Origin of the sequence: Aeromonas sp. HMWF015 (assembly GCF_963878965.1) — a bacterium.
Lineage (GTDB): Bacteria > Pseudomonadota > Gammaproteobacteria > Enterobacterales > Aeromonadaceae > Aeromonas > Aeromonas veronii.
Window position 1 is genome coordinate 703 of the sequence record NZ_CAWNZT010000259.1, and the last position, 411, is coordinate 1,113.

1 protein-coding gene is annotated in these 411 nt (G+C 54.5%); it reads left to right on the forward strand.

Features of this window, described 5'->3' with window-relative positions; all coding sequences use genetic code 11:
* Positions 1–375, forward strand: a 375-nt coding sequence (locus AACS18_RS13550) for an H-NS family histone-like protein (RefSeq protein ID WP_108614375.1), incomplete at its 5' end; no start/stop codon positions are given.
* Positions 376–411: the final 36 nt, after the last annotated feature.

A 411-nucleotide genomic window follows, 5' to 3' on the forward strand; every position in this document is an offset into this window, starting at 1 on the left:
AACATCCGCAGTCTGCGGGCCGCAATGCGTGAGTTGCCTCTGGACCAACTCAAAGATGCCCACGAGAAGATTGAAATGATTTATCTGGAACGGTTGGAGCTGGCGGAGAAAGAACAAGCCGCCCAAGCTGAGCACCAGCAAAAGCTGGCTGAGTTCCAAGCGATGTTGGCTCAAGCTGGTATCGACCCGACAGAGTTGTTAGGCAGTGCCCCGGCAGCAGCGACTGTAGCCAAATCTAAACGGGCACCGCGTCCCCCGAAATACCGTTATGTTGAAAATAGCGTAGAGAAAACCTGGACCGGTCAGGGCCGTACACCCAAGTTCCTGGCTGAGCAGCTCGAGCAAGGTCGCCAGTTGGATGACTTCCTCATCTAAATAAACAAGGCCATGCCCTCACGGTGTGGCCTTTCT